General features: G+C 65.6%; 25 protein-coding genes. 22 read left to right on the top strand and 3 right to left on the bottom strand.

Going from position 1 to position 25,026, the window contains the following annotated elements; all coding sequences use genetic code 11:
• The first annotated feature begins 63 nt into the window (after positions 1-63).
• The 13 genes from LJE61_RS10550 (at position 64) to serS (ending at position 11,066) form a co-directional block, all read left to right on the top strand.
• Positions 64-447, top strand: coding sequence for a DUF4845 domain-containing protein (locus tag LJE61_RS10550; protein ID WP_296918345.1), 384 nt, complete (start codon positions 64-66; stop codon positions 445-447).
• A complete protein-coding gene (rnc, locus tag LJE61_RS10545) occupies positions 444-1,121 on the top strand; it encodes a ribonuclease III (RefSeq protein WP_296910244.1) in 678 nt (225 codons plus the stop codon). The genes LJE61_RS10550 and rnc overlap by 4 nt, the downstream gene beginning before the upstream one ends.
• Positions 1,114-2,016: a GTPase Era gene (gene era / locus LJE61_RS10540; protein WP_296918343.1), complete on the top strand. Its 903-nt coding sequence runs from the start codon at positions 1,114-1,116 to the stop codon at positions 2,014-2,016. Before rnc ends, era begins: the two co-directional genes overlap by 8 nt.
• A 9-nt stretch (positions 2,017-2,025) precedes the next feature.
• Positions 2,026-2,832, top strand: coding sequence for a DNA repair protein RecO (gene recO / locus LJE61_RS10535; protein ID WP_296909870.1), 807 nt, complete (start codon positions 2,026-2,028; stop codon positions 2,830-2,832).
• Positions 2,833-2,835: 3 nt separating this feature from the next.
• Positions 2,836-3,591 carry a pyridoxine 5'-phosphate synthase gene (pdxJ, locus tag LJE61_RS10530; RefSeq protein WP_296909868.1) on the top strand — a complete coding sequence of 252 codons (756 nt, stop codon included), beginning with the start codon at positions 2,836-2,838 and terminating at the stop codon, positions 3,589-3,591.
• Between the two features lie 260 nt (positions 3,592-3,851).
• Positions 3,852-5,432 (top strand): 2,3-bisphosphoglycerate-independent phosphoglycerate mutase, encoded by a 1,581-nt coding sequence (gene gpmI, locus LJE61_RS10525; protein ID WP_296918341.1) that lies wholly within the window; start codon positions 3,852-3,854, stop codon positions 5,430-5,432.
• Between the two features lie 233 nt (positions 5,433-5,665).
• A complete protein-coding gene (locus tag LJE61_RS10520; protein ID WP_296909865.1) occupies positions 5,666-6,925 on the top strand; it encodes a GlgC family sugar phosphate nucleotidyltransferase in 1,260 nt (419 codons plus the stop codon).
• Positions 6,926-6,934: 9 nt separating this feature from the next.
• Positions 6,935-7,609, top strand: coding sequence for an endonuclease III domain-containing protein (locus tag LJE61_RS10515; RefSeq protein ID WP_296909863.1), 675 nt, complete (start codon positions 6,935-6,937; stop codon positions 7,607-7,609).
• Positions 7,610-7,670: 61 nt separating this feature from the next.
• A complete protein-coding gene (locus LJE61_RS10510; protein WP_296909862.1) occupies positions 7,671-8,285 on the top strand; it encodes a hypothetical protein in 615 nt (204 codons plus the stop codon).
• A gap of 17 nt (positions 8,286-8,302) precedes the next feature.
• On the top strand, positions 8,303-8,884 hold the full coding sequence (locus LJE61_RS10505; protein ID WP_296909860.1) for a class I SAM-dependent methyltransferase: 582 nt from the start codon (positions 8,303-8,305) through the stop codon (positions 8,882-8,884).
• A 222-nt stretch (positions 8,885-9,106) separates the two neighbouring features.
• Positions 9,107-9,481 (top strand): fluoride efflux transporter CrcB, encoded by a 375-nt coding sequence (gene crcB, locus LJE61_RS10500; protein ID WP_296909858.1) that lies wholly within the window; start codon positions 9,107-9,109, stop codon positions 9,479-9,481.
• Positions 9,478-9,798 (top strand): putative PII-like signaling protein, encoded by a 321-nt coding sequence (locus LJE61_RS10495; RefSeq protein ID WP_296909856.1) that lies wholly within the window; start codon positions 9,478-9,480, stop codon positions 9,796-9,798. Before crcB ends, LJE61_RS10495 begins: the two co-directional genes overlap by 4 nt.
• The gene (serS, locus tag LJE61_RS10490; protein WP_296909854.1) at positions 9,792-11,066 is read left to right on the top strand and encodes a serine--tRNA ligase; all 1,275 of its coding nucleotides are present in this window, start codon (positions 9,792-9,794) and stop codon (positions 11,064-11,066) included. Before LJE61_RS10495 ends, serS begins: the two co-directional genes overlap by 7 nt.
• 137 nt (positions 11,067-11,203) lie before the next feature.
• Here serS and LJE61_RS10485 read toward each other — a convergent pair whose 3' ends face one another.
• Both LJE61_RS10485 and LJE61_RS10480 read right to left on the bottom strand, forming a co-directional pair.
• Entirely contained in the window at positions 11,204-11,563 is a 360-nt protein-coding gene (locus tag LJE61_RS10485) for a hypothetical protein (RefSeq protein WP_296909853.1), read from the bottom strand.
• A gap of 103 nt (positions 11,564-11,666) precedes the next feature.
• Positions 11,667-11,990 (bottom strand): MIP/aquaporin family protein, encoded by a 324-nt coding sequence (locus tag LJE61_RS10480; RefSeq protein WP_296909852.1) that lies wholly within the window; start codon positions 11,988-11,990, stop codon positions 11,667-11,669.
• Positions 11,991-12,206: 216 nt separating this feature from the next.
• Here LJE61_RS10480 and ypfJ point away from each other — a divergent pair, with 216 nt between their 5' ends.
• From ypfJ to LJE61_RS10445, 7 genes are all read left to right on the top strand, one after another.
• Complete coding sequence (ypfJ, locus tag LJE61_RS10475) at positions 12,207-13,103, top strand: KPN_02809 family neutral zinc metallopeptidase (protein ID WP_296909850.1); 897 nt, start codon at positions 12,207-12,209, stop codon at positions 13,101-13,103.
• Positions 13,104-13,164: 61 nt separating this feature from the next.
• Positions 13,165-13,695, top strand: a complete 531-nt coding sequence (locus LJE61_RS10470; protein ID WP_296909848.1) for a hypothetical protein — start codon at positions 13,165-13,167, stop codon at positions 13,693-13,695.
• Between the two features lie 87 nt (positions 13,696-13,782).
• Entirely contained in the window at positions 13,783-16,191 is a 2,409-nt protein-coding gene (locus tag LJE61_RS10465; RefSeq protein ID WP_296918338.1) for a tetratricopeptide repeat protein, read from the top strand.
• Between the two features lie 615 nt (positions 16,192-16,806).
• Positions 16,807-17,082 carry a hypothetical protein gene (locus LJE61_RS10460; protein ID WP_296918336.1) on the top strand — a complete coding sequence of 92 codons (276 nt, stop codon included), beginning with the start codon at positions 16,807-16,809 and terminating at the stop codon, positions 17,080-17,082.
• A gap of 21 nt (positions 17,083-17,103) precedes the next feature.
• The gene (locus tag LJE61_RS10455) at positions 17,104-19,512 is read left to right on the top strand and encodes a putative bifunctional diguanylate cyclase/phosphodiesterase (RefSeq protein WP_296918334.1); all 2,409 of its coding nucleotides are present in this window, start codon (positions 17,104-17,106) and stop codon (positions 19,510-19,512) included.
• A 146-nt stretch (positions 19,513-19,658) separates the two neighbouring features.
• Positions 19,659-20,522, top strand: a complete 864-nt coding sequence (locus LJE61_RS10450; protein ID WP_296909841.1) for a hypothetical protein — start codon at positions 19,659-19,661, stop codon at positions 20,520-20,522.
• A 13-nt stretch (positions 20,523-20,535) separates the two neighbouring features.
• The gene (locus LJE61_RS10445; protein WP_296909840.1) at positions 20,536-21,030 is read left to right on the top strand and encodes a hypothetical protein; all 495 of its coding nucleotides are present in this window, start codon (positions 20,536-20,538) and stop codon (positions 21,028-21,030) included.
• A gap of 88 nt (positions 21,031-21,118) precedes the next feature.
• Here the strand turns inward: LJE61_RS10445 and LJE61_RS10440 are convergent, their stop codons facing one another.
• Positions 21,119-21,808 (bottom strand): tellurite resistance TerB family protein, encoded by a 690-nt coding sequence (locus LJE61_RS10440; RefSeq protein WP_296909839.1) that lies wholly within the window; start codon positions 21,806-21,808, stop codon positions 21,119-21,121.
• Positions 21,809-22,270: 462 nt separating this feature from the next.
• Between LJE61_RS10440 and LJE61_RS10435 the strand changes: the two genes are divergently transcribed.
• Entirely contained in the window at positions 22,271-23,890 is a 1,620-nt protein-coding gene (locus LJE61_RS10435; RefSeq protein WP_296918332.1) for a DUF3300 domain-containing protein, read from the top strand.
• A gap of 98 nt (positions 23,891-23,988) precedes the next feature.
• Positions 23,989-25,026, top strand: a complete 1,038-nt coding sequence (locus LJE61_RS10430; RefSeq protein ID WP_296918330.1) for a DUF2950 domain-containing protein — start codon at positions 23,989-23,991, stop codon at positions 25,024-25,026.

The raw sequence follows: 25,026 nt of genomic DNA, 5'->3' as shown, positions 1-25,026 counted from the left end.
GCTCGAGGACCGAGCGACATGTGGTGTATACAGCATCATGAGTCAAACCGATCGGAGGCGTCTGTGAGATCGCGACTGCGCACACACCAGGGCGGAATGGGCATGCTGTCGGTGATTGTCATCATCTCGCTCATCGCCTTTTTTCTCACCCTTCTGTTTAAGTTGGGCCCGGCCTATATGAACTTCTGGACGGTCAGGTCCATCATGAACCGCGTCGCGAACCCTTCGGAGCCCATCGAGGGCGGCGCTCGTGGCATCGTCAATCAGATCTCGCGTCAGATGGAGATCAACAACGTTGGACAGGTCACTCCCAAGGATTTCAAGGTCACGCGTACGGGCGAGAACAGCTACGAGGTGAAGCTCGACTACGAGCAGCGCCAGCATGTCTTATACAACGTCGATGCGGTCTTGACGTTCGATCACCAGGTCGAAGTGAAGGCGCCGTGACGGCCGATCCGAGACGGCTCGCTCGCGCCATCGGACAAGGATTCACGCGGGCAGATCTGCTCGAGCAGGCGCTCACGCACCGCAGCGCGGGACCATCCAACAATGAGCGGTTGGAGTTTCTCGGGGACGCCCTCATCGGCTTCGTGATTGCCGAGGCACTCTGGGAGCGCTTTCCGGATGCGGATGAGGGAACCCTGAGCCGGATGCGGGCATCGCTGGTTAAGCGGGAGACGTTGGCGCGACTCGCCCGCGGGCTGGACCTGGGCAACTACCTGACGCTCGGGGGCGGGGAGCTGCGCACCGGCGGCTACGCGCGAGACTCGATTCTGGCCGATGCCTTCGAGGCCTTGTTGGGCGCTGCCTACCTGGACGCGGGCTTCGCCTCGGCCCGCGAGCTGGTGCTTCGTCTGTTTCGTCCCCGGCTTGACCAAACCGGTGCGACGCAGTCCGCGAAAGACCCCAAGACCCGCCTGCAGGAGTGGCTTCAGGCTCAACGGCGGCCGCTCCCTGAGTACCGCGTCGAGGCGATCGGTGGTGACCCCCATGCCCAGACCTTTCTCGTCAGCTGCACCTTGAGCGATGCGGACCTCTGTACGCGCGCCGAGGGCGGAACACGACGCCGCGCCGAGCAGGCGGCGGCACAGGCGATGCTGGAGCGGATCGGACATGTCTGAGTCGCGGGGAGGTCGCTGTGGGACGGTGGCCATCATCGGGCGGCCCAATGTCGGCAAGTCGACCCTGCTCAACCGATTGATGGGGCATAAGCTCGCCATCACCTCGCACAAGGCGCAGACGACCCGCCATTCGATTCTCGGGATCAGGACGCGGCCGGAGGGACAGATCCTCTTCGTCGATACACCGGGGATTCACCACCGCGGGGGCAGTGCGCTGAACCGCTATCTGAATCGTGCGGCGCGCACGGCGATCAGCGAAACTGACCTGGTGCTCTTCGTGGTCGAGGCGCTGCGCTGGACGGGCGAAGATGACGCGGCCCTCGAGGCCATCGTCACCGCGGGCGTACCGGCGATCGTCGCTGTCAACAAAGTGGACCGTGTCGTCAACAAGGAAGATCTGCTGCCCTTCCTGCAGCGACTCGGGCAACGCCATGGGTTCGTGGAGCTCGTCCCCGTTTCGGCGAGGACCGGAGATCAGACCGATGCACTGGAGCTCGCCCTGCTGCGGGCCTTGCCCGAGGGCGAGCCTGCCTTCCCCGAAGACCAGATCACCGACCGCTCGGAGCGTTTCTTTGCCGCCGAGCTGGTGCGCGAGCAACTGGTGCAGCGTTACGGCGAGGAGCTGCCCTACCGCACGACGGTGGAGATCGAGCGCTTCGAGGAGATCGACCAGCGCTACAGGATCCATGCCCTGATCTGGGTTGAGCGCCCCAGTCAGAAGGCCATCATCATCGGTCGCCAAGGCGAGGCGCTCAAGGCTGCCGCGACCCAGGCCCGGCTCGAGATGCAAAAGCTGTTTGGCTACCCCGTGCACCTGGAGGTCTGGGTCAAGGTCAAGAAGAGCTGGTCAAGTGACGAGGAGGCTTTGACCCGCCTCGGCTATGGGGATGAGTGACGCGTCGCCGTGACCGATCCAGGGTCCCTGCTCCAAGCCTTCGTGCTTCACCGGCGAGACTATGGCAACACCAGTCTCCTGCTGGAGATATTCGCCATCGATCTCGGCCGCATCCCAGCCATCGCCAGAGGTGCGCGGCGCCCCCGCAATCCGGGAAGCGCCCTGCTGCAGCCGTTTCAGCCCTTGTGGCTGGACGTTATCGGGCGCGGTGAGGTCCGCACCCTGACGCGCGTGGAGGCTGCGGGACCGGCCATCGGTCTGTCCGGCCGCTCACTCTGGTGTGGGTTGTACCTCAACGAGCTGCTGGTGCGACTCCTCGGTCGCGATGATCCGCACGACCCGTTGTTCGCCTTCTACCATTCCGCACTCGCCGCCTTGGCGGAAGATGAGGATCAGGAGACCGTTCTGCGGCAATTCGAGATCCGGCTGCTCGATGAGCTCGGCTATGGACTGGCGTTGGATGTCGAGGCAGGGGGGGGGGGCGCCGTCGTCGCCGATGGCATCTATGCGCTTGATCCGGGATACGGCGTACGGCGGGCCGCCGTGAATGACGCCGGGCAGACCCTGTCCGGGGCTACATTGCTGGCCCTTTCGAAGGGTATGCCCCTGTCGCCGCCTCAGATCCGCGAGGCCCGAGCCCTTCTGCGCCGCGTGCTCGAGCCCCATCTTGGCGGACGACCCTTGAAGAGCCGCGAGCTGTTCCGTCGCTGGGCCGCTGCTGAGGCCAAGCCGGCAGCGCGTCAGCCGCCGGCGTCAGGGATCAGTGCCGGGATGTCGCAAACCTTTTCGACCGGGGATCGTGAATCGGAGTCGTGAGCTTTGATCAACCAGACACCTGCCGAGGTCCTGCTCGGCGTCAACATCGACCATGTCGCCACGATCCGTCGTGCGCGCGGGACCCGTTATCCAGAGCCGATCCAGGCCGCGCTGGTGGCCGAGCAGGCCGGCGCGGACTCGATCACACTGCATCTACGCGAGGATCGGCGCCACATTCAGGAGCGCGATGTGGAGCTGCTCTGCGGCATCTTACAGACCCGCATGAACCTCGAGATGGCACCCACGCCGGAGATGGGCGAAATCGCCTGTCGCCTGCGCCCCGCCGACTGCTGTCTGGTGCCGGAGCGCCGCGAGGAGCTCACCACCGAGGGCGGTTTGGACGTGACGGCCAACGTTCCTGCCCTGCGCGAGTTCTGCGCACGCCTTGCCGAGTCCGGGATCCGCGTATCCCTCTTCGTCGACGCCGAGCCCGCCCAGATCGAGGCGGCGCATGCCGTCGGTGCCCCCGTGATCGAGATCCATACCGGCCAGTATGCGGACGCCCGCACGCGGTTTGAGTGTTCCAGTGCCTTGGCGCGAATCCGTCGCGGGGTGGAGCTGGGTCTCGCTCTGGGACTGCAGGTCAATGCCGGACATGGGTTGGACTACCACAACGTGAAGGCGATCGCCGCCATCCGCGGGGTCCGCGAGCTGAACATCGGGCACGCCATTGTCGCCCGTGCGATCTTCTCGGGTCTCGACCGCGCTGTTCGGGACATGAAGGAGGTCATGGATGCCGCGGCCCGGGGATCACACTGACGCGCTCGTGTCGACCTGCACCCTGTCGGGGCGTGTCGGGCGGCGATTGCCCCTGCAGGGGGCAGAAGGCTCGGGTGTAGACAAGGTGCCCCTGTCGATCATCGGGATGGGTCTGGCGGATATGAGGCGCGCCAGTTGGCCGCCATCGGCGCCTTGCCGCGGGAGTTCCGTGGTTTCTGTCCCGACCCGTCGGTACTGCGTTTGCATGCCTTTGGGCCATCCGCGTTCCCCGCAACTCAACTCGTGAGTGATTGAGACCCATGAATGGTCAACAGTTGGTTCCGAGACGGCCCGTCGTCGTCGTGATCATGGACGGCGTCGGCATCAACCCAAGCAAGCTCAACAATGCGGTTGCTTTGGCGAGCACCCCGCGGCTCGACGAATACTACTTCCGGTATCCCTTCACGGTCCTCACCGCGTCGGGTCCTGCTGTGGGTCTGCCAGAGGGGCAGATGGGTAACTCGGAAGTCGGGCACATGACGCTCGGCACCGGCTGCGTCATCCGCCAGGACCTGGTCCTCATCAACGACGCGATCGCCGACGGGACCTTCTCGAACAACGCGGCGCTGTCGAAGGCGCTGGCGGAGGCGAAGGGTCGAAGTCGTCCGTTGCATCTCCTCGGCCTGGTCTCCGAAGGAGGGGTCCACAGCCATCTGAGCCACTTGCTCGCGTTGATTCAGATGTGCCAGAAAAAGGGCGTCGAGCCCGTGGTCCATATGGTCGCGGACGGCCGGGATACGCCGCCTCAGTCGGCCTTCCAGTATCTTGCTCCGCTCGAGCAGGCGCTTGGCCGCGGGCCGGGTCGGATCGCCACGCTCGCGGGGCGCTTCTATGCGATGGACCGCGATCGGCGCTGGGAACGCACCGAGCGCGCCTGGCGCGCCTTGGTGCTCGGGAAGGGACGGGGCGCCGCCTCCGCCCGCGACGCCATCAATGCCGCCTACGCCGCCGGGGAGAACGATGAGTTCATCCAGCCCACCGTCATCGGCGGCTTTCGCGGGCTGAGCGACGACGATGTCGTGGTCTCATTCAATTTTCGCAAGGATCGCCCGCGTCAGATGGTGGCTGCCTTGGCGACCCCGGATTTCGACGGCTTCGACCGAGGGCGCCATCCGCGGCTCGATCTGACGTGCATGATGCAGTACGACCGCGATCTCCTGTTGCCTTTCGCCTTTACGCCCGAGACGCCGGGTGCGGCGCTCAATCGCATCCTGGGGGGGCTAGGCATCCCCCAGCTCCATTGTGCGGAGACGGAGAAATACGCCCATGTCACCTTCTTCTTCAATGGGGGCAGCCAGGACCTCGCGCCTGGTGAAGAACACCGTCTCATTCCGTCCCCGAAGGTGGCAACCTATGACCTGAAGCCCGAGATGAGCGCCCCGCAGGTTGCAAACGCCGTCGTGGAGGCCATCCGCAGCGTCCGCTATGGCTTCCTGGTCGTCAACTTTGCCAACGGCGATATGGTGGGGCATACAGGTGACCAGCCAGCCGCGATTCGGGCGGTCGAGGCGCTCGATCGTGCCGTCGGTCAGGTACTCGATGCGGCGGTGGCGCATGGCTACTCCGCCTTGGTCACGGCCGACCACGGCAACTGCGATCTCATGGTCGACCCCGAGACCGACGAGCCCCACACCCAGCATACGACCCATCCCGTCCCTCTGCTGGTCGTGGACAAATCCCGCTGGACCCTGGCGTCCTCCGGCAGCCTTGCCGACGTCGCCCCGACCGTTTTGGATCTCATGGGGTTGCCGAGACCGACCGAGATGACCGGTCGATCGGTCCTGATCGAGGCCTTGCACCCCAAACCGGTGCCTGCCCTCGAGCGCCTGGACGCGGCGTAGCGATAGGCCGATTGATTGCGCTTCCGGTCCTGGCCTGGCATGTCACCCGCTGAATGCGATGTCGCCAGGTCGTTGAACAAAAAATGGTCGGGCAATCGCAGTCGTGCGATTCCGAGCTGGTTTGTTGCACGGGCGGATTCAGTCGGCATCGCCATTGCGACTGGCTTTTCGTGCCGGGTCCCCGCTAGACTGTGCGCCGGGACAAGGGGTCCCGTCGGTGATTCCGGTTCGCTATGTCTTACGACACGCTCATTCTGGTCCTTGCCATCGATCGCGGTACGGGCCCCGAGCCTCTGACCGAGCACCGCACCAAGGCGGCGGTTCCCTTTGGGGGGAAGTTCCGCGTCATCGACTTTACGTTGGCGAACTGTCTGCATTCCGGGCTGCGCCAGGTCCTGGTGTTGACCCAATACAAGAGTCATTCGCTGCACAAGCACCTGCGCGATGGCTGGTCGATCTTCAACCCGGAGCTAGGTGAATTCATCACCCCGGTGCCGCCCCAGATGCGTGAGAGCCAGGAGTGGTATGCCGGTCCCTTCGATGCGATTCGGCAAAACCGTTATCTGATCGAACGCAGCCGCGCCCGCCAGGTGCTGGTGCTGGACGGGGGGGCCGTCTATCGGATGGACTACGCCGAGCTGGTGCGGGCGCATGTCGAGTCGAAGGCCGAGATCACCGTCGCGGTGCGTGCGGTGAAGGGCACCGGCTCCGGGACGCAGGCCGGCGTCGAGCTGACCGATGCCGATCTCATCAGCGGATTCGCCCGACCCGCTCCGGCCGGCACCCAGAACGGCGAGACGGCGGCGAGCGAGGCCGAGCGCCTCGAGACCATGGGCGTCTATGTTTTCGATCGTCGGTTCCTCTTGGCCGAGATGGCCCGGACCGATCCGCTGCGCACGGACGCCGCAGGCACGGTCAGCGCCGGTGCCGACCGGGATCTCGCGCTTGATTTCATCGCACCCCTGAGCGCCGCGAATCGGGTCGTTGCCTACCGCTTCGGCCAGGCGAGGGGCCGCGTAACCCCGGATCGATACTGGTGCGATCTGTCGTCGATCGATGCCTACTATCAGGCCAACATGGCCCTGCTGCGGGCCGAACCCCCATTGGATCTCTACCAGGCCGACTGGAACATTCATACCTACCAAGGTCAGTACCCTCCCGCCCGCACCGTGCCTGGCGCCGCCAGCGGAAACGAGGGCATCTTCGTCAATTCGATGCTGGCGGCGGGTACGGTCATCAGCGGCGGCGGGGTCAATCACTCGGTCCTGTTCCCCAAGGTTCGCGTCGATGACGGGGCGATCGTCGAGGCATCGATCCTGTTTAACGGCGTCGTAGTCGGACCGGGCGCTCACCTGCGCAACTGTGTCGTGGAGAAGGAGGTGGAGATCCCAGCGCGGGCCCAGATCGGTCTTGATCTCAAGTCAGACCGCGAGCGTTTCACCGTCTCAGCGCAGGGTGTGGTTGTCGTGACCAAGACTGACTCACTCTCGTAAGAGGTCCGTGTGGAGCCCGAGGCCCTCCGCCGGGTTCACGAGGTGCTGGTCGCATGCTTCGGCCCGCAAGACTGGTGGCCGGCCGAGAGTGCGTTCGAGATCATGGTCGGGGCGATCCTCACGCAGAACACCGCCTGGACGAATGTCGAGCGCGCCTTGATGCGGCTGCAGGCGCGCATCCCGCTCAGTGCCGAGGCGATCCTGAGGCTGGATTCGGACGAGCTCGCCGATGCCCTCCGTCCCTCGGGATATTTCAACGTCAAATCGCAGCGTCTCAGATCTTTCTGCGAGGCCTACCTGCAGGCCGGGGGCCTGTCCGGTCTGGATCGGCTCCCAACGCCAGCGCTTCGGGCCTGGCTGCTGGGCCTGAAGGGGGTTGGGCCCGAGACCGCCGACGACATCCTGCTCTACGCCTTCGAGCGGCCCGTCTTCATAGTGGATGCCTATACCCGGCGGATCTTCAGCCGACTGGGGCTGCTGGCCGGGAAGGAGCCCTATGAGCGGATCCGGGACGCCTTCGAGCGGGCGCTTGGCCCTGACGTACCTCTGCTCAAGGAGTACCATGCGCTGATTGTCCAGCAGGGCAAGGCAGTCTGTCGCTCGCGTCCCGCATGCGACCGCTGTGCACTGTGGCAGACCTGTGCGGCCGCGGCAGACTCGCTTGATCCCTCTTCGGCCGGCTGACCCGGACCGCCTCGTTTCGCGCCAAAGCCTCTAGTCGGGCCTTTCCAATCAGAAGAGAACAATGATCGAGCTTCGGACCTACGTCTTCATCGATTCGCTGCAGCCCCAATTGGCCGAGTACCTGGGCTCGGTCTCGCAAGGCTTCCTCCCGGTGCCCGGCGATGCCTGCCTGTGGCTCGAGGTGGCACCCGGAATGGCGATCCATCGCCTCACCGACATCGCGCTCAAGGCCACGCGGGTCCACCTCGGGCAGCAGGTCGTCGAGCGTGCCTTCGGGTCGATGGTGATCCACCACCGCGATCAGAGCGACGTGATGGATGCCGGCCGCGTGGTGCTCAACGCACTCGACTCGACCGAGGGGGCTCGCCGGACATGCCGCATCGCCTGGAACGAGACCATTCGCGCCATCACGCCGGATCATGCGGTCCTGATCAACCGGCAGGATCGACGCGGTTCCATGATCCTGCCGGGACAGAGCATGTTCATCCTGGAGACCGAGCCGGCCGGCTATATCGTGTACGCCGCTAACGAGGCCGAGAAGGCGGCGAGTGTGACGCTCATCGATGTGCGCGCGGTCGGGGCCTTCGGGCGCCTGACACTGGCGGGTCGGGAGGCGGATATCGATGCCGCCGGGAAGGGCGCCATCGCAGCGATCCAGAACCTCTCGCGGATCTGACACGGTGGACTCAGACCATGCCGCGGCTTGACACGACCCGTTTCTATCTGGATTCGTTGGCCTCCCACGGCGAGACCGCCAAAGGGGTTCAATGGATGTCGACGCACACGCAGGAGCTGCGCTTCGAGGTGCTGCGCCGGCTCTTGCCGGCCGACCTCTCCGATCTGATGCTCGTCGACGCGGGCTGTGGTTTCGGCGACCTCTATCGCTACCTACTGAAACGCAACGACATACCCGCGCGCTATATCGGGCTCGATGTCCTGGAGCCGATGGTGGAGGCGGCGCGTCGGCGCACGGGGTGTGAGATCCGCCTCTGTGACGTTCTGCACGACCGCCTCCCGGATGCCGATTACTACCTGTGCAGCGGTGCCATGAACAACCTCACACGCGAGGAGACCTGGTGCTTCATCCGCCACTGCTACGGCGCATCCGGGCGCGGCTTCGTCTTTAACCTGCTCAAGGGCACGGACGGGCCGGGCAGCTACAATTTCCAGCAGCCGAGGGACCTCGCCGCGCTTGCCGGCGAGTTGGGCGCGGAGCCGCGGTTGGAAGAAGGCTATCTGTCCGGCGATTTCTCGATGGCGTTTCTCAAGGCCTAGGAGCCTGTCGGACTTAGGGGGATCGACGCGAGAGAGTGGGAGAGTGAGGCCATGTCGTTCCGGTTTTGAGGCGCATAGTGGGGGCTATGTAACGAAAAAGCGGGGCGACATGGCCCTTCTCCCGCTTCCGCAGCCGATTCATCCTCCGTCCGACAGGCTCCTGGGTTGGCCGCGATCGGATGGCATGGCCGTCGCGGATCCCACATCAAAGCAGGGGGATGGATGCTTCAGCTCATCGCAATCGCCGCCGGTGGCGCGTTCGGGGCGGTGGCGCGCTACGGGGCCTCGAACGCGGTCTATGGACTGCTCGGGCGGGATTTCCCCTGGGGCACGCTCGCGGTCAACGTGCTCGGCTCGTTCCTGATGGGGCTCCTGTTTGTCCTGTTCCTGGAACGGCTGAGTGCGGCACCGGAATGGCGCGCAGCCATATTGATCGGCTTTCTCGGCGCCTTTACGACCTTCTCGACCTTTTCGATCGAGACCCTGAATCTGCTGGAGGAGGGGGCCATCGTGGGGGCCTTTGTGAACATGATCATGAGCGTTTTGCTCTGCGTCCTGCTTTGCTGGGTGGGGATCATTCTCGGGAGGTCGCTATGAGTCGGCAAGAGGCGCTCATGGTGCGGGTCTATCTGTCTGAATCCGACCATGCGCTGAAGCAGCTGCTCGATTGTCTGCACAATGAGCTTGGTGTCTGCGGGGTCACGGTGATGCGGGGGATCGAGGGTTTCGGTGCCTCCGGCAAACGGCACGCCGCCTCACTGATCGACCTGTCGCTCGATCTGCCATTGGTGGTGGAGTTCTTCGATCGTCCCGAGAAGGCGGCGGGCGCGATCGCACGCATTGAGCGTTTCTTGCCGCCCGGGCATATCGTATCCTGGCCGGTCGGTGTCGAATCAGAGGAGCTTCAATGCTAGACCCACGCCTGCTGCGCACCCGTTTGGCGGAGGTCGCCGCGCACCTGGCGCGTCGTGGACTGGTTCTCGACACTGGGCGGATCGAGTCCTTGGAGACCGAGCGCAAGGGGTTGCAGATGCAGGTGCAGGCCTTGCAGGGTGAGCGTAACGCCCGTTCCAAGGCGATCGGCCAAGCGAAGGCATCGGGTGCGGACATCGTGCCGCTGCTCGCCGAGGTCTCGGACCTGGGCGACCGGTTGAAGGCGGCCGAGGCCCGTTTGGACGAGATCCGGCAGACGGCGGACGCGATCGGCCTGAGTCTGCCTAACCTTCCGCATGCCAGCGTGCCCGACGGGCGCGACGAGCGTGACAACCGCGAAGAGCGGCGTTGGGGTGAGCCGCCGTCCTTCGCTTTCCAGCCGCGCGACCACGTCGAGCTCGGATCGCTCAACGGTTGGATGGATTTCGACCTGGCCGCCAAGCTCGCTGGCTCGCGGTTCGTCGTGCTGTCAGGTCCGCTGGCAGGTCTGCATCGGGCCTTGATCCAATTCATGCTCGACACCCACACACGCGAGCATGGCTACACCGAGGTCTATGTCCCCTATCTGGTCAATGCGGACAGCCTCTACGGCACCGGTCAGCTGCCCAAGTTCGAGCAGGAGCTCTTTAAGGTCCCGGGGGAGCGCGACCTCTATCTGATCCCGACCGCCGAGGTTCCCGTCACCAACCTGCTGCGCGACCGCATCCTCGCTGCCGGCGAGCTGCCGCGAAAATGGGTCGCCCATACGCCCTGCTTCCGCAGCGAGGCCGGCTCTTACGGAAAGGACACACGCGGGATGATCCGCCAGCACCAGTTCGAGAAGGTGGAGCTGGTGCAGGCGGTGCGACCGGAGGATGCGTTCCAGGCCTTGGAGGACCTGACCGGACATGCCGAGACAATTCTGCAGCGCCTGGGCCTGGCCTATCGAGTGGTGACCCTCTGTGCGGGAGACCTCGGGTTCGCGGCATGCAAGACCTACGATCTCGAGGTTTGGCTTCCTGGCCAGGAAACCTACCGGGAGATCTCATCCTGCAGCAGCTTTGGGGATTTCCAGGCGCGACGGCTCCAAGCCCGTTGGCGCAATCCAGATACTGGCAAGCCCGAGCTGCTCCATACCCTCAACGGCTCCGGTCTGGCCGTAGGCCGCACCCTGGTCGCGGTGCTGGAGAACTATCAAGACTCGGACGGCCGCGTCATCGTCCCGGAGGTGCTGCGCCCTTACGTAGGTTGGCAGGACGTGCTTGCGTAGGTCCTGAAAGGGCTTGTGCACCGCAAGGGGTGTTGGGGAATCTCGCCGTTCCGCGCTGCTTTGTTGCCGGGATGGCCAAACAATCAGCGTCTACCAAGCCGCTTCGCACCCTTGCGTTTGTCAAGGTGACACAGCGACTAGCTTGAGCGGCCGTCCGGGCGCGGAAAGGGCGTGAGCTGGCCTTCAGCGTCCAGGCTCCAACGCGTCCCGTCGGTCGCCGGGATCCCCGTCTCCGATCTCCAGCGCTCCGGCAGCGGGCGGGGCAGGGCGAGCATGCCGCCACCGGGCGTATCCAGTAGGGTGAACTCCAGTCTCCCCTTGATCGGCTCCCGGATCTCGATGCGCACGCGCCAGCACCCGTTCCATTCGCGGTAAAAGTCGAACACGAGGTCGCTCGGGCCGACCAGCTCTGCCATGACGGCGCGAATCAGATCGCGAGCGACGTTCACCCGTCGGCGCAGATCGGTCAAGGGTGTGGGTAAGTCTTCCGGGGACATTCGGGGCTTGGCATTGTGATCAGACGGGATCGGTTTCGCGTTGCTCTGGCCGGCCGTGCGAGTCGGGCCGGGCCCGGGGGCGGCCGGACGCAAGCGGCCGCCCTCATGGATCGCGCCGGCGCCTCAGGCCCCCGGCCACGGCTGTGCCACGTTTGTCGGTGACACCGAGGATGATGAAGAGGAACATGGCGGTCATGACGATCTCGGTCACCAGACCCGCCATCATCCCGTAGCCCTGGGGCGAGAGAGACCCATACCCGTTTACGGCCAGACTGTTGGCGGCGAGCTCGAAGGTTGCCTGACCCTCTTTGTGCATCCCCATGTCGGCGGCGATAAACCAGATCAGGAAGGCGGCGGCACCGCATCCGCCAAGTACCAACCAAAAGGTGCCGATCAGCTCGGCTATGGCGCGAGTCATCAATGGCATACAAGCCGCCTGTATCAGCCACGAGCGGGGAAAGCGCGACATTATAGCGTCCGGCAGGCCGGCGACCAGGCCTGATCGCGAAACGGAATCAGCCGCGCAAAACGCAGTAAAATCGCGGGTCATGGCGATAGGACAGCCAAGTCCTCCGGGTGCGGCTCGCCACTGTCACCTGCTCGGAGCGTCGCACCCACTGTTCTTAACTCATTGGTGTGAAAAATGAAATGGCGCAATCGAAAGCAAAGTACCCATGTCGATGACAGACGACACAGCAGCGGCGGGGCCGCGGGTCCGGGCGGAGGCGGCCTGCCCTCCATCGGGACGCTCCTGTTCCTGTGGCCGATCATCAAGCCGCTACTGCGGTCCAAGCTCGGACTCGCGATTCTGGGAATCGGCGCGCTCGCCTACTTCGCCGGCACCAACCTCTCCGTCTTTACCGGCGGCGGCAGCCCGATGTTCGTCAACGAGGAGCAGGACGAGGAGCTGGCCGCCTTCATCAAGACCGTGCACGCGGATGCGGAGGCCGTCTGGGGCCGGATCTTCGCCGAGGCAGGGCAGCGCTACCACTTCCCCACCCTGGTCCTGTACCGCGGCTCGACCGTGAGCGGATGCGGACCCGCCAGTGCCCGCATGGGGCCGTTTTATTGCCCTGAGGACCTGAAGGTCTATGTCGACCTGGGCTTCTTCGAAGACCTCGAGAGGCAGCACGGTGCGGAGGGCGATTTCGCGCGCGCCTATGTCCTCACCCATGAGATCGGTCACCACATCCAGAACCTGGAAGGTACCCTGGACCAGGTGCAGAGCGCGAAGCAGCAGCTTCGGAGCGATGCCAAGCAGAACCAGCTCCAGGTCCGGGTCGAGCTGCAGGCCGATTGCTACGCGGGCGTCTGGGCGAACCATGCCCAGAAGATGTTCGATATCCTGGAAGAGGGCGACCTCGAGGAGGCCCTGGTCGCGGCGTCGTCGATCGGAGACGACCGGCTTCAGCGACAGGCGCAGGGCTTCGCCATTCCCCATACCTTTACGCACGGCACCTCCAAGCAACGCGCCGAATGGTTCGCACGGGGGGTCAGGAGCGGCCGCCTGAGTGATTGCAACACCTTCGGCGACTTCTGAAGGGCCGGGCGCTTTGGGCCATAGCCCGGGTCGACCGGCGCAAACGATGGAGCGGTTTCCCATGTCCTTGTATGTCGTCGTCCGACGCGGCGCCGCGCCTGCGTTGCCGGCCTTGATTCTCGCCGGTGTGCTGCTCTGGGTCCCGGGTGTCGCCGTGCTCGAGGCGGGGGAGAGCCGGATCGAGCTGCGTGACGGCAGCGTGCTCTCGGGCGAGCTGGTCGGAGTGGGAGACGGCCGCTACCGCATCCGCAGCTCGGTGATCGGCGAGGTCGAGGTCAAGGAGGCGGACGTGCTGTCGATCCGCCCCACGGCAGCAACCGCTGCCTCCGCTGCGATGCTCGGCTCTGCACCCGCCGACCCTGGCGGTGGGATTGCGGGTGTTCAGCGGCGAATTGTCGGCGACCCTGAGATCCTAAGCTCAGTGACGGCCCTGCAGGGGGATCCTGAGCTGCACGCGGCGCTCTCAGATCCCGAGCTCGTCCGGCTGGTCGTGTCCGGCGACCTGGAGGCACTGAGGTCCGACCCACGTTTTCTTCGCCTGATGGAGCACCCGGCGATCCAGGCGATCGTCGGGCACCTGATTGCGCGCTGACCGCTGCCGCCTGGGCTCGAGCCTGCTGGTGAGCGCGCCCCGCGCCCCTTATCCTGGCCGCTCCGGTCACCTCAGGAGCCGTTCCGCATGAGCCGTTTCACATTCGCGATTGCCCTTTGCCTTGCCGCCCTTGCGTCCCCGCCTATGCTTCCAGCGGATCACTCGCCCACGCCTGGGGGTGATCCCTTGTTGGACCCAAAGCGGGGCGAGCGCGGCTACGTGGGCGCCGCGATCTGCGGGGAGTGTCACGAGAAGGAGCTGGACCTGTGGACAGGTTCCCATCACGACCTCGCCATGAAGGAAGCCACTGCCGCGACCGTTCTTGGCGATTTCGACAACGCCGAGCTCACCGCCCACGGCGTGACTTCGCGCTTTTTCCAACGGGACGGTCAGTTCCTCGTCCAGACAGACGGGCCTGACGGTGAGCTTCGGGACTACCCGATCCGCTACACCTTCGGCTGGTATCCACTGCAGCAGTATCTGATCGCGTTTCCGGGCGGGCGGCTTCAGAGCCTGGGATTGGCCTGGGACTCGCGTCCCAAGGAACAAGGAGGTCAGCAATGGTTCCATCTCTATCCGGGCGAGTCCATGAGCCATACGAACCCGCTTCATTGGACCGCCCCGGACCAGACCTGGAACTATCAGTGCGCGGACTGCCACTCCACCGACTTGCAGAAGCGCTACGATCCGGAGGGCAATGTCTACGACACACGCTACGCGGAGATCAATGTTGCCTGCGAGGCCTGTCATGGACCCGGTGCCCGCCATGTTGAGTGGGCCAGAGCCCACTCTGCGGAACAGGCACAGGCGGGGAACGGCGGGACCACAGGTTCGGCGGAAGCGGCCACGATCGACGCGGTCAGTCGCGGCCTGATGGTGGACCTGAAGGATCACGACGGCGGGACCTGGCGAATCGATCCCGAAACCGGCAAACCGGTGCGCTCGGTGCTCCGCGCGCCTGACGGCAGCGCACAGGTCCAGACGCAGACCTGCGCGCGGTGTCACTCCCGGCGCGGGCGCATCTGGGATGAGCTGACGCCGGGTGAGCCTCTGCACCAGGCGTTCCGGCTCGCCCTCTTGGATCCGGGGCTCTACTTTCCTGACGGTCAGATCGAGGACGAGGTGTATGTCTTCGGCTCCTTCATCCAGAGCCGCATGTATCACCAGGGGGTGGTGTGCGGTGACTGCCACGAGCCCCATAGTCTGCGTCTGCACGCCGAGGGCAACGCGGTGTGCGCCCGCTGCCATGTCGCCAGCCGCTACGATGCACCCCAGCACCATCACCATGAGCCGGGCACGGCCGGCGCCGCCTGTGTGTCCTGCCACATGCCCCAGCGCTACTACATGGTGGTGGACGAGCGCGCGGATCACAGCATGCGGGTACCGCGTCCGGATCTGACACTCACCCTGGGCACACCCAACGCCTGCAATAGCTGTCACCAGGACCAGGATGCCACCTGGGCTTCGGCCGCCGTGGCGGCGTGGTACCCCGACTCGCCCTATCGGGGGACGCACTTCGGCGAGGCGCTGCACGCGGCTGAGCGCAACGTCCCGGACGCGGCCGCCCGCCTCCTGGCCCTGGCAGGAGATCTGGATCAGCCGGCGATCGTCCGGGCCAGCGCGCTCGCGCGCCTGCGCGAACATCCCAGCCCCGAGGCACTGATGACGGTCCGGCGGCTTCTTGCCGACTCCGACGCGCACGTCCGTGCGCAGGCGCTCGACCTCCTGGACTTGGCGGACCTGCGGACCCGGGTCGAGCTGGGCTGGCCGCTGCTCTCCGACCCGGCACGCACGGCACGGCTGGAGGCGGCGCGGGTGCTCGCGCCGGTGATGCGCCAAGGGATCGGTGGCAGGCTTCGCGATCAGATGAGCGCCGCCCTGGAGGAATACGTCGCGGCGCAGATGGTGAACGCTGACCGGCCCGAGTCGCACCTGAACCTGGGCCTGGTTGCGGCGGCAGCCGGCGAGTCCAAGCTCGCGGAGCAGGCCTATCGCACCGCGCTGCGCCTCGATCCGCGCTTCACCCCTGCCCGCGCGAACCTGGCGGACCTCTATCGGGAGCAGGGGCGGGAGCGGGACGCCGAGGCCGAGCTCCGGGCCGGGCTGGCCTCGGAGCCGGATAACCCGGCCCTGCATCACGCCTTGGGGCTCGCGCTGGTGCGTGCTCAACGGATGGACGGCGCCATTGATGAGCTGTCGCGCGCCGCGGAGCTGGCCCCGGAGAACACCCGTTATCAGTATGTCTATGCGGTTGCCCTGGACGGCGCCGGCCGCACCGCCGAGGCCTTGCCGCTGCTCGAGGCCGCCCGGGAACGCGACCCTGCCAATCGGGACCTGTTGGTCGCCTTGATCCGGTACAACGCCAAGCTGGGCCGGCGCGATGTCGCGATCGGCTGGCTCGACCAGCTTGACGCCGACGCACCCGGCGATCCGGAGGTGCAGCAGCTCCGGGCCCAGATCGTTCAGGGAACGAGCAAGGATCCGGACGAGCGCTGACTCCTCATCTGGCGACCTGAACCTCGTCGCTGCCGATCGGGTTCTGTCACATCCGCTACGACCCCGACAGGGCTCCCCAAATCCGCTCGTACTTCATTCGGGCTAAGCATCCGGCGCGGGCACAGGGAGATCAAGGGCAGCACCGCTCCGGCCCTTGTGCGGGTCCTCTCCTGGGAGGGAAGCCCTGGCGCAGCGCTGGAGATTTCGGGTTGCGCCGGACGCGGGTCAATCCAGTCGTGTCGGTCCGCCGGCATGCGACGCGCCGGCGGGATCGGCTCGCGACTTGAAAGTGCGAGTTCTGAATCCTCGCATTTTCCATCGCTGAGGGCGCTTGAAAATGCCGGGCCGTTCATGGCCCGGACGCTAAACGCTCCGACATCACCGCTTTCCTCACGCCAGCTGGGCCGGGCCCTGTCTTCCTTTCTGCTGCGTGAGAGAGCACTATTCGTCAGCGCATGGTCACCACTTGTTCATCGATTGTTTGTAGCCTGTTGCTACGACGGTCAGCGAGGAGAGGCGGATGCACTCCGTTCCGGGGGCTCGGAATCGGGGAGCGCAGCATCGCCATTCATCAGCACGCGACGACGATAGCGATCGCCGCCAGGAGGCATGACAATGACCCGATCGATCCTTCGCCCCCTGTCACTCAGTGCCCTCGCCGCCGGCGCACTCGCCGGCACACCTCTTCCCGTGCTGGCCGCCGACACCGAGGGTGACTGGCAGTACAGCGCCGCGTGTTATCTCTGGGCCGCCGGTATCCAGGGCGAGACGGCCGGGGGGGCAGAGGTCTCGCTGCTGTATCGGCACGTCGCCTGGGACTTCGACTCTGGCGATGTCCTCGACCACATCGCGTTCAGCGGACCCCTGCTGGCCGCGGCCTCGCGGCTCTAGGGCGCGGACGACCAGCGTCTCATGCGGGTCGAGACCAACCTGCGTCGGCGCGGTCGTGAGAACGGCCTCGCCATCAGCAGCCAGGGCGCCGCCCGGCAGACGGGAGAGGCTCCGTGGGCGGTCCTGGCGCTGGAGAAGAGCCGGCGCAGATTCCAGCGCCTGGTCGAGGACATCGGCCCAAACTATGTGATCTACAGCCATCGTGACGACGGCATCGTGGAGTATGCGACCAAGGGCGCGGAGCACATCTTCGGCATCTCCTTGGAACGCCTGATCGGATCCAGCTTCGAGTTGATCCCCTGGTTGCCGGCGAGCCGAGAGTCGGCCTGGGCCAACATCAGGGCGATGATGGTCACCGGCGAGACGCCCCCGCGCTATGAGCTCCAGTTCCGCCGCCCCGACGGGGGCATCGGTACCGTGGCTGTCATCTCGCACCCGGTGAGGGGTGAAAACGGCCTTTACAACCGCGTCGAAGGCATTGTCGAGGACATCACCGAGCGCAAGCGGACGGAGGATCGTCTGCGCGAGGCTGCCAGTGTCTTCAGTCATGCGCGCGAAGGCGTGGTGATCGCCGCGCCGAACGGCGATATCCTCGACGTCAACGACGCCTTCACCAAGATCAGCGGCTATCGCCGCGACGAGGTGATCGGAAGAAACCCGAAGATGCTCGGATCTGATCGTCGAGATCGCTTCCTATACGAGGACATGTGGCGCGGGCTGACCGAGCACGGCCATTGGACCGGGGAGATCTTGAACCGGCGCAAGGACGGGAAGCGCTTCGTCGCGCTGGTGACCATCAGCGCTGTGCACGATGATCGTGGCCAGCTGGTGCGCTACGTGGCGATCTACTCCGACATCACGGCGATCAAGGAGCATCAACGCCAGCTCGAGTACATCGCGCATTTCGATGTGCTCACCGGCCTGCCAAACCGCGTCCTCCTGTCCGACCGTCTGCAGCAGGCCATGGTGCGGGCCGAAAGAACGAGCCGGCGGCTCGGCGTCGTGTACGTCGACCTGGACGGCTTCAAGGTCGTCAACGACACCTATGGTCACGCCGTCGGTGACCGTCTGCTCCCCGTCGTCGCCGAGCACATGCAGGATGCCCTGCGCGAAGGCGACACCCTGGCACGCCTCGGCGGCGACGAGTTCGTTGCCGTGCTACCCGACTTGACCGACACGGAGGCCTGCCTCCCGATTCTGGATCGGCTGCTCGGGGCGGCTGCGCGGGCGATGCGGGTCGACGGCGAGGTGCTGCGGGTGACCGCCAGCCTGGGGGTCACCTTCTACCCCGGGCCTGAGAAGGCGGATGCCGATCAGTTGCTTCGGCAGGCCGACCAGGCGATGTATCAGGCCAAGGTGGCCGGAAGGAACCGCTACCACATCTTCGACGCCGAGCGTGATCGCGCGCTGCGCCGCCGCTACAGCGAGCTGGAACGGATCCGCCAGGGCATGCTCGCCGGGGAGCTCGTGCTCCATTACCAGCCCCGGGTGCGCATGCTGACCGGAGAGGTGGTCGGCGTCGAGGCCCTGCTGCGTTGGCGGCATCCCCAACGCGGTTTCGTCCTGCCCGCCGAGGTCCTGTCCATCATCGACGGACACCCGCTTGCTGTCGAGCTCGGCAATTGGGTGCTCGACACGGTGCTGGACCAACTCGAGACCTGGCGGTCTAACGGGCTGAGCTTGCCGGTCAGCGTCAACGTGGCGGTGCAGCAACTCCGCCAAGGCGATTTCCTGGACCGCCTTCGCAGCCGCCTGGCGGCCCATCCGGGTGTTGAGCCTGGCGACCTGGAGCTCGAGATCGTCGAGGCGACGGCGCTGCAAGAGTTGGCCCTGATCACACCTCTGGCTCAAGCCTGCCGCGGCCTCGGTGTGGCCTTCGCCCTGGACGATTTCGGCAGCGGCTATTCCTCGCTCACCTGCCTGAGGCGGCTGCCGGTCCATCGCTTGAATGTCCATCAGGGCCTCGTGCGCGACCTGCTCAACAACCCCGATGATCAGGCGATCCTTCAGGGAGTGCTCAGCCTGGCCGCGACCTTGCACCGGCAGGTCATCGTCGAGGGGGTCGAGACCCGAGCCCACGGGGAGCTGTTGCTGCGTCTCGGCTGCGATCTCGCCCAGGGCTTCGCCATCGCCCGGCCCATGCCCGCGGATGAGCTGCCGGTCTGGTTGGCCGCCTGGCGGTGCCCGCCGTCTTGGCTGTCTGTTCCCGCGGAACGGCTGGGTCGTCGTGTCGATGAAGGACGACTGGGGCCAAGTCTTCCTTGTGCCCTGATCGGGCCGGGAATGCCCGAGCGAACGGAACACTGCGCCGCGATTCCTCCGCCGGGTTCGATCAACCAGCAAAACGTGAAACAAAACGAAACCGACTCGAGTGTGACGCCGGTTGATAGAAGGTGTCCAGCCTCACAGACGCTCATCTCGACACAATGAGGTTTACACGGAATGGTTCAGCGGATCCGGATCACGGCGGCAGTGGCGTTTCGGGTGATGCTGGTGTTGGTCTCTCTGTCGCATGCGCAGCCGAGGAGAAGGCGCCGCCGCCCCAGCCGCTGACCACCGGCGACTCCGAGAACCCCGTGGCCGAGCCGGCCCTCCTGCTGAAGCCCTTGGCCAAGGACGAGCTTCTGGTGGAGGTGGATGGCTGGCAGGCGCTGCTCAAGGCGAAGGCCGAGGAGCGCACCCAGCTCATCGATCACATCAAGGCAGCGCTCGACGAGCTGGAAACCAAGACCGACAAGGACGACGCCGACACCCTGGCAAAGATCAAGGATCACCGCCTCGATATAACCTCGGTCACCGGTATAACGCTCGATGTCAAGGACACGACCTCGGCCTGGGTCGCGATCCAGGGGTGGCCGACCTCCGAGGAAGGCGGGCTGCGCTGGGCGAAGAACATCGTCCTGTTCGTGGATATCCTGTCTGCCGTCTGGATCCTGTCCAATGTCCTCAGCCGGGCTGTGCACCGTGGCTTGCAGGTATCGGGTCGGGTGTCCAAGTTGCTGGAAGACTTCCTGGTCGGCGCGGTGCGTTGGATCGTCATGGCGGTCATCTTCATCTGTCGGCCGTGGGCCAGGACCGCCGATTACTGGGACGTCTATTGGGACGTGACCAAGGCGGTCAAGCAACGCTTCGATGCCGAGGGAATCGGCATCCCCTTCCCGCAGCGCGACGTGCATCTCTACGTCGAAGGCGGGCCCGCAAACGAGAGGCTGTCAGGCGTTGTCCGGGGGAGGACGGGCTCAGGCGGTGCGAATCCCCAGCCCCTGGAACCGGATGACGACAGGGCACAGCCCCCTTGTCGTGTCACCTATCGCGCTCGGCGAGCGTTGTGCGGAGTCCGCTTGGCGGTTAATCTCGGTCCGTCGACCGGGCAGCGAGCACTGGGAACTCTCGTCCGGCATGGACCCCCCGGCGCGAAGACCCCATCACCAGCGAGCTGACGGAGAGACTAGGATGACAACGAAAACCGCATTCACGACCGACGAGTGGAACCTGCTGAGATCCGTGCCCGCGATTCTTGCCGCCGGTGTCAGTACCTCGGACCCGAGCGGCTTGTTCGGAACCCTCAAGGAGGCAGCCGGGGGCATGAAGGGCATGGTCGAGGCCCTGAAAGCGGCGAGCGGTGTCGAGCTTGCCCAGGAGATGCTCGCCGACCAGAGCATCCCGGGCATGCCCGACCCCAAGAGCCTGCTCGGTGAAGGCAACCGCGAGCAGCAGGTCCAGAGCCTCCGCAAGGCATCGTTCGAGGAGGTCCGGAGGGCGGTTGATCTCGTCGCCAGCAAGGCCACGCCCGCGGAAGTGGAGGCTTACAAGGGCATGCTCATGAGCGTGGCGACGACCGCCGCCAATGCCGCGAAGGAGGGGGGCTTCCTCGGATTCGGCGGCGAGCGCGTGAGCGGCGCCGAGCAGGGATTCCTCGACGAGCTCAAGGATGTCCTCAAGGTCTGAAGGACGACCCGCCTCCCAGATGGCCCGCCCGTCTGTCGCCGCGGCGGGGCCTTCCCTGGCGTGTTTCGCGATCGATCCCTTTACATGGTCAAGCTGCTTGGGCCGTCCCCTCCAAATGGCGCGCCAGGGCCGGCTCGATCTGGAGTGCGGCGGCAAGCTCGTTCAGATAGGCACGCTCGCTGGGATCATTTGGGTCGATGACGGACAGCGACGCCAGGTAGATTTCAGCGGCGGTCTCGGGTGAATCGGCATCAGCCGCGATGTCGGCCGCGTTCAGTGGCCGCGCCAATTCCGCATTGATCATCAGTCGAATGTCGTCGTCGAGTCCGAATCCGCTGACGGCATTTTGGATGGATGCGCGCTCGGCGTCGTCGATGTGCCCGTCGGCGTTGGCGGCGGCGATCATCGCCTTGAACAGGACCCTGCTGCGCTGTTCGGCGGCAGGACCGCTCAGCTCACCCACGGGCGTGCCCGGCTCCGCAACCGCCGCGCCTTGGTCGGCCTGCCAGGTCTGGTAAGCATCGAAAGCCACCTTGCCCAACATGCCGAGTCCGCCCAGGGCGGCCGCTGTTCCGGCGACTTTGCGCCCGCCACGGCTGCCCAGCAGCAGGGCCAGCGTGCCGCCGGCGAGCGCGCCCTTGCCCAGGTTGGACAGGACCGCGTCGCGCTCCGGTCCCGCCGGCGGCAGATTCATGTGCTGCTGCGCGTAGGCTTGCCCTTGGGCAGCCAGGTCTTTACCCGCGGCGAGCATCTGGTCAAGCATGTCTTTGAAAGCCATTGTCAAGCTCCTCATGAGTGTTGCGTTGGTGAGAGCGAGTGGCGGCTGTTCGGCCCGAGCGAGGGATCGCACGAGACCGAAGAGGACGTAGCCCCGGACAACGGGTACCGACGCTAGGATAGCGCGCCAATTCGTGGATCTGCCACGTGTATTGCGCAAACGCCGACGCCCGGCACCACCAGCCGCACGTGATCGACCGACTCGCTCATCCGCTCGAACGTTTGCCCCAAGCGCCGCAGGCGGTTGACTCCGTGCCAACTCGGGTGTTCCGGTTCACTCCGGCGGAGCCCCGGCAGGCACCGACCAGCCTCACGATAGCGTAGGCCTTCCGACTCACCTCGCGCATTGCGTTATAGTGCCTACGCCGGCCCGGAGCTGACAATGAAAGACCGTTACCGGGTCATGCGGTCGATGCCAACGGCCTTGATTACAATTCAGGCTCTACCACCCGGAGGATCCGCGATGTCCAACCTTGCACGTCGGGTCATGACCTTGGTCCTGAGCATCAGCTTGGGTCTTGCGGTCCAGGCCCGGGCCGCCGAGAAGGCGGATGCCGAGCTCATCCCCGCAGACCAGCTCGAGCAACTGGTGGCGCCGATCGCGCTGTACCCGGACGCCTTGATTGCCCAGATCCTGATGGCTAGCACCTATCCGCTGGACGTAGTCCAGGCCAATCGCTGGCTGGGTGACCGGGAAGGGCTGGAGGGCGACGACCTGCAGAAGGCCGTCGACCAGGAGCCATGGGACGACAGCGTCAAGGCGCTGGCATTCTTCCCCAGCGTACTTGAGTTTATGAGTGACAACCTGGACTGGACCCAGGACCTGGGTGATGCCGTGCTGGCTCAGCAGGGCGAGCTGACGGACACCATACAGCGCCTCCGCGGCGAGGCCGACAAGGCCGGGGCACTCACGAGTAACGAGGTCCAGCGGGTCGAAAAGGCGGGGGACACCATTGTCATTCAGCCCGCGCAGCCCGAGGTGGTCTATCTGCCCACCTATGATCCGGTGAAAGCTTACGGGCAGAGCAGCCCCCCTGCGAAGGAGTACTATCCGGACGCCTATGCCGATGCCACCGCGAGCTACGATGCGGGCTACGCGGCCGGGCGAGCCGCCGGCGACTCCGCGACGGCCTATGTCCCGAGCGGCGAGGTGGCCTCGTCGAGCGGCACCGACAGCCTCGTGAATTTCGGCTTCGGCGCCTTGGCGGGTGGGCTTCTGACTGCCGCCATCATGTGGGACGATGACGACGACCGGAATGACCGCCTCTACTATGGCGGGCCCGGCTACTACGGCGCACCGAGCTATTGGGGCCAACCCAATTATTGGAACAACAACGGCTGGCGCGAGCCGGCCAATATCAACCTGAACCGCACCCGCAACATCGATATCGACCGCAACGTCGAGCGCGGCGACATCAACATCAACAAAGGGATCGTCGGCAACGAGGTTAAGAAGTGGGAGCACAACCCCGAGCGGCGGGGCGGAGTGCGCTACCGGAATTCATCCACCGAGAACAAGTTCGCCGCCAAGCGTAAAGAGCGCACCATTGATCGCGATGAGGCCCGCGGCCGGCTGAAGGGCGGAGACCGGCAGGTCAAGGCGCCCGATCTGGACCAGGTGAGGCGCGAAGGTGCGAAAAGCGGCAGGCTGGACGACCTCAAAGATCGGGGCGGTGCCGGCCGCACGTTCGCCGACAGGGACCAGCGTCCGAGCGCGGGCGATGCGCGCGCAAAAGTCCAGGCGAAGGCCCCTCAGGCACGTGCCAAGGTCCAGGCAAAGGCGCCGGCGGCCCAGGCGAAGGCAAAGGCGAAACCCAAGGTCAACACTGCGGCGGCGACCAGGCGACCGGTGAACACCGCGGCCAAGCGGCCGCCGGTCTCGCAGGTTAAACGCCCGGCCAAGACCGCCGCGAGGCCACAGGCCAAGCGACCCGCGGTCAGCCAGGCATCGAAGCACAAGGCCAGCGCATTCAAGGCCGGCAAGCCCAAGGCTGCCCGAGCCGCGAGCAACCGCGGCGGGGCGAGCCGGGCCAAGGCGGGTGCCAGCAGGGGTGGCGGCGGTGGTCGAGCCATTCGTCGCTGATCCGCTGACCATGATTAGGCTGAGCACCAAGCCACGCCGCACGCAGAGCCGGTGCCAGCGTCCATCGAATGCAAGCCTGTCCGAGCGAAGATAACCCTATGAACAAGATCTGCAACTTGCTAGCCGGATTGACCGCAGGCGTCGTTTTCGCCAGTGTGCTGGCCGCCGAGGAGGCCTCATCGGTGACTCCCCAGACTGCATCAGATGCCCCGTTCGTCACGCTCGCGGTGGCGGGCGCGACCCAGGATGCCCTCGCAGAGGCCGCAGGGGAGGCCGAGACGCTAGGCGTGCCGCCAAGGCGCTTCGAGAGTCCGGATGCCGCCGCCATGGCGCTGATCGAGGCATCCGCCGAGGACGGCCGGGATGCACTCTACGGGGTGCTTGGCTCTGACCTCGACGAGCTCGTCTCAGGAGACCCGGTGGCGGATGCCGCGGATCGCCAACGCTTCGTGGAGCTGGCCAAAGGGGCCGCCTACATCGAGGATGAGACCGAGGACAGCGCCATCCTCGTGATCGGACCCGAGGACTGGCCTTTCCCGATCCCGCTGGCCAGGGACGACGAGGGTTGGTACTTCGATACCGCGGCCGGGGTCGAGGAGGTGCTGGACAGGCGCATCGGCCTCAACGAGCTGCACGCCATCGCCACCGCCCGCGCCTTTGTGGATGCTCAGTTGGAATACGCGGCGGCCGATCCGGACGGGGACGGCATCCGTGCCTACGCCGCGCGGCTATGGAGTGCGCAGGGCAAGCGGGACGGGCTCTATTGGCAGACCGAATCGGGCGAGCCTGAGAGCCCCATGGGGCCACTGGTCGCGGAGGCGGTCGATGAAGGATATGGGGTCCGGAAGCAGGGGGAGGGGCCTCGCCCCTACCACGGCTATTACTTCAGGATCCTCACCGCCCAGGGACCCAGCGCGCCTGGGGGCGCCATGAGCTACATGAACGACGGGCACCTCACCGGCGGCTTTGCTCTCCTCGCCTGGCCCGCTGCCTACGGCAACTCCGGCATCATGAGCTTCTTGGTCAACCAAAGGGGCATGGTCTATGAGGCCGACTTGGGGGAGGACACTGCCGCGGCGGCCGCGGCCATCGACGCCTTCAACCCAGATGATGACTGGGAGCCGGTGGTGGATTGA

It is taken from the genome of Thiocapsa sp., assembly GCF_022340925.1.
GTDB lineage: Bacteria > Pseudomonadota > Gammaproteobacteria > Chromatiales > Chromatiaceae > Thiocapsa.
Note: the sequence above shows the minus strand (reverse complement) of the source record. Positions and strands in the feature narration are given on the sequence as shown.

What these genes read in the sequence shown, in the direction of transcription:
- era (WP_296918343.1), top strand. Translation starts at nt 1,114, where the DNA reads ATGTCTGAGTCGCGGGGAGGTCGCTGTGGGACGGTGGCCATCATCGGG.
- gpmI (WP_296918341.1), top strand. Translation starts at nt 3,852, where the DNA reads ATGAATGGTCAACAGTTGGTTCCGAGACGGCCCGTCGTCGTCGTGATC.
- LJE61_RS10520 (WP_296909865.1), top strand. Translation starts at nt 5,666, where the DNA reads ATGTCTTACGACACGCTCATTCTGGTCCTTGCCATCGATCGCGGTACG.
- LJE61_RS10510 (WP_296909862.1), top strand. Translation starts at nt 7,671, where the DNA reads ATGATCGAGCTTCGGACCTACGTCTTCATCGATTCGCTGCAGCCCCAA.
- LJE61_RS10505 (WP_296909860.1), top strand. Translation starts at nt 8,303, where the DNA reads ATGCCGCGGCTTGACACGACCCGTTTCTATCTGGATTCGTTGGCCTCC.
- crcB (WP_296909858.1), top strand. Translation starts at nt 9,107, where the DNA reads ATGCTTCAGCTCATCGCAATCGCCGCCGGTGGCGCGTTCGGGGCGGTG.
- LJE61_RS10495 (WP_296909856.1), top strand. Translation starts at nt 9,478, where the DNA reads ATGAGTCGGCAAGAGGCGCTCATGGTGCGGGTCTATCTGTCTGAATCC.
- serS (WP_296909854.1), top strand. Translation starts at nt 9,792, where the DNA reads ATGCTAGACCCACGCCTGCTGCGCACCCGTTTGGCGGAGGTCGCCGCG.
- LJE61_RS10485 (WP_296909853.1), bottom strand. Translation starts at nt 11,563, where the DNA reads ATGTCCCCGGAAGACTTACCCACACCCTTGACCGATCTGCGCCGACGG.
- LJE61_RS10480 (WP_296909852.1), bottom strand. Translation starts at nt 11,990, where the DNA reads ATGCCATTGATGACTCGCGCCATAGCCGAGCTGATCGGCACCTTTTGG.
- ypfJ (WP_296909850.1), top strand. Translation starts at nt 12,207, where the DNA reads ATGAAATGGCGCAATCGAAAGCAAAGTACCCATGTCGATGACAGACGA.
- LJE61_RS10470 (WP_296909848.1), top strand. Translation starts at nt 13,165, where the DNA reads ATGTCCTTGTATGTCGTCGTCCGACGCGGCGCCGCGCCTGCGTTGCCG.
- LJE61_RS10465 (WP_296918338.1), top strand. Translation starts at nt 13,783, where the DNA reads ATGAGCCGTTTCACATTCGCGATTGCCCTTTGCCTTGCCGCCCTTGCG.
- LJE61_RS10460 (WP_296918336.1), top strand. Translation starts at nt 16,807, where the DNA reads ATGACCCGATCGATCCTTCGCCCCCTGTCACTCAGTGCCCTCGCCGCC.
- LJE61_RS10455 (WP_296918334.1), top strand. Translation starts at nt 17,104, where the DNA reads ATGCGGGTCGAGACCAACCTGCGTCGGCGCGGTCGTGAGAACGGCCTC.
- LJE61_RS10445 (WP_296909840.1), top strand. Translation starts at nt 20,536, where the DNA reads ATGACAACGAAAACCGCATTCACGACCGACGAGTGGAACCTGCTGAGA.
- LJE61_RS10440 (WP_296909839.1), bottom strand. Translation starts at nt 21,808, where the DNA reads ATGGCTTTCAAAGACATGCTTGACCAGATGCTCGCCGCGGGTAAAGAC.
- LJE61_RS10435 (WP_296918332.1), top strand. Translation starts at nt 22,271, where the DNA reads ATGTCCAACCTTGCACGTCGGGTCATGACCTTGGTCCTGAGCATCAGC.
- LJE61_RS10430 (WP_296918330.1), top strand. Translation starts at nt 23,989, where the DNA reads ATGAACAAGATCTGCAACTTGCTAGCCGGATTGACCGCAGGCGTCGTT.